General features: G+C 63.9%; 2 protein-coding genes. One reads left to right on the top strand and one right to left on the bottom strand.

Annotated features, from left to right (window positions below):
• Positions 1-477, bottom strand: a 477-nt coding sequence (locus EOL86_13410) for a site-specific DNA-methyltransferase (protein NCD26573.1), incomplete at its 3' end; no start/stop codon positions are given.
• Positions 478-593: 116 nt separating this feature from the next.
• Between EOL86_13410 and EOL86_13405 the strand changes: the two genes are divergently transcribed.
• Positions 594-2,798: a hypothetical protein gene (locus EOL86_13405; protein ID NCD26572.1), complete on the top strand. Its 2,205-nt coding sequence runs from the start codon at positions 594-596 to the stop codon at positions 2,796-2,798.
• The last annotated feature ends 33 nt before the right edge of the window (positions 2,799-2,831 follow it).

Raw genomic sequence — 2,831 nt, 5'->3', positions numbered from 1 at the left:
TTCTTCGAGGATGTTCGGCTTTTTGGTGAAGGTGTCGCCGCCGATCTCGATGTCCATGGAAAAATCCGCGCCCACGTCAAAGGGCGGATCGATGTAGATCAGTTTCAGTCCGCCCTGTTTTTCGATTTCCTCGCGCAGGGGGCCGTTTTTGAGGCTGGACAAAATGAGCTTGTTATCGCCCCAAATCAGCTTGTTGGTCCAGCCCTTGAGCTGACGGCCCCGGTTATCCAGGGACAGATTCATGGCCTTGAGCAGCGGAAAAGCGGTTGCGTCTTGTTTCTCGGCCCGGGGCTCGTCGATCTGCTCGATGACCTGAAAGGGCAGCACGATGTTGCAGACATCGCCGCTCTTGCCGTTCCAGACCAGCTCCACCTCGCGTTTGTCGTCAAAAAGCAGAAATCGGTATTTCTCGGGCAGGGGTTTGTCCGCGTCGAGATAGCGGATGATGTCCTGTTTTTCCTGGTCGGTCAGTTTCATCTTCGGGAAATCCTTGCGCTACGCGGCGTCACCCGGACGCGACGCGACTTGATTTGGTCCAACGCACCTACCGCACTTGATCCGGGAGGCACAAGCCACTATTTCAAGACATTATCATGAAAAAAACACAATCGGGACGATTTTGCGCGCGGATCCGACGAACCCGGACGCACACCCAGGACAAGAGTATGCCCTCACGCCTTCAACTCGCGATCACCCTTATCGTGACCCTGGCCCTATGTGGCTGCGCGTCGCGCCGGACTCCGGAACCGCCCGCCGCGCCACCCATTCCAGGGACGACTATCTCCGACCGAGTCGATTCCGACCAAGTCGGTTCCAGCCGAGTCGGCTCCGGCACAATCAACTCGAACGAGATTGCCGCCGCCACGCCAAACTCGGACCGCGACCGCGCCATCCGGTTTCTGGCCGACAACCTGCCCCTGCCCGATCGTCTGGCCATGACCGAGGCCGACCTGCGCGAAAATCTCGATTTCGCCTTTCTGGCCAGACAGACCATGCCCTGGGGGCACAAGGTGCCCTGGGACATTTTCGCGCACTACGTTCTGCCCCACCGCACCAGCCAGGAGCCCTTCCAGGCGCATCGGCCCCGGCTTTTTCGGGAGCTGGCTCCACTCTGCGCCTCGGCCGCGAGCATGGAGGAGGCCCTGTCCCGAATCAGCGCTTGGACCCTGGAACGGGTCCGGTACACACCGACCTCGCGCCGCGATCTGGGCGTTATCTCGGTGTTGGACGGCGGCCGGGGGCGCTGCGAGGAACTGAACATCCTGTTCATGGCCGCGGCCAGATCCGTGGGCCTGCCCGTGCGCCAGGCCCTGACGCCCTGGTGGCAACACGCCGACGGCAACCATGCCTGGGTCGAGGCCTGGACCGAAACGGGCTGGCATTTCCTGGAAACAAGCGCCTTTTTCACCCGGCTGGACCAGGGCTGGTTCGCGCCCCAGACTCCGCGCATGGCCAAGGTCGCGGCATTTGCCCTTGGCCACCCCCAGGACCCGGCCCGCTACAGGGTGGGTCCTGGCTTTGCCCTGATCGACACGACCCCGACCTACACCCAGGCCACGCGGGTGCGGGTTCGCGTCGCGGGCCGAAACCACGCGCCAGTGGCGGACCGGGAGGTTTATTTTTCGATCTGGTCCGCCGGCGGCCTCAGGCCCGTGACCAAGACCACCACCGACGCCACGGGCCGGGCCCAGGCCACGCTCGGGCCCGGCGTCTTTTTCGTGACCTGCGCCACGGAAACAGGACTGGCCCATGCCCAGCTCGATACCCGCAACGCCTCGGCCGCCACGACAACCTTGTTCACGGCGTCAAACCGGCCCCTGCCCGACCGGATCGAATTTGCATTTCCCGGTCCCGGACCGTCCAGTCCGGAATCGTCCCCCGACCCGGAGCGCGACCAACGGCGCGCGGCCAGGGATACGCGCTACCTACCTCTGCTGGCCGGACTGCCCCCGGCCCTGCGGGAACATCTTCAACAGGCCGGACAGCGCATTCCGGACTGGCTGGCCGTGCTGCACGACCCGACCCGCTCCCCATGGCTGGAACCGGCCGTATTGGCGCTTGATGACAAGGATCTGCTCCAGGCCGATCCGCGGGCGCTCGACCGGTCAAGCCAACTCGGCCAAAAATCCAGGGAATGCGCGGCCAACGCCGGTCTCGCGTATGACGACGACATTTTCGTGCACAGTGTTCTGGCCTCCCGCCTGTATTTGGAACCGTGGTCGGACTGGCGGACGGAGCTGGCCGAATGGAGCGCTCCGTTGCTCGATCGCCCGCTGCGGGACAAAATCGGCCATGTCCGACGCCTGCTCCAATCTCTGAAGCGGGTGGAAGGAGGATATTTCGGCCCCATGCTCACGCCCGGACAAATTCTGGCCTGCCGCCGGGTCCGCTCGGAGTCGGAAACGGGCGTCATGCTCACGGCCGGCCTGCGCGCCCTGGGCGTTCCGGCCCGGATGCAGCCGGATCTGGGTGGGGTGGAGTATTTCGACGGTCGCGCCTGGCAGTTCTGGGCCGTCAAAAAAGAGGACGACGCCACCGGCGTCTTTCGGCTGCGCGCGCAAGCCACGCCGTCCCTGTTCACGAGTTTTGGCGTGGCCCGCGTCAACGCCGACGGCTATCTCGATACCCTGGACGATCTGGACTGGAACGAAAACGAACTGTCCTGCGCCCTGCGGCCCGGCGGGTATGTTCTGCTCGTGCCCACGCGCAAAACCAACGAAACAGTGGTCGAACTGCGTCCATTCCAGATCAACCCAAGGGCCGAGACAGTCCTGGAATTCCCCGGAACAACGCCGTGAGTTCGGGAGTCCGCCCCGGCAGCGGCATGAAGT

This window comes from Deltaproteobacteria bacterium (genome assembly GCA_009930495.1).
Lineage (GTDB): Bacteria > Desulfobacterota > Desulfovibrionia > Desulfovibrionales > Desulfomicrobiaceae > Desulfomicrobium.
This window is presented reverse-complemented; position numbering and strand designations above follow the sequence as displayed.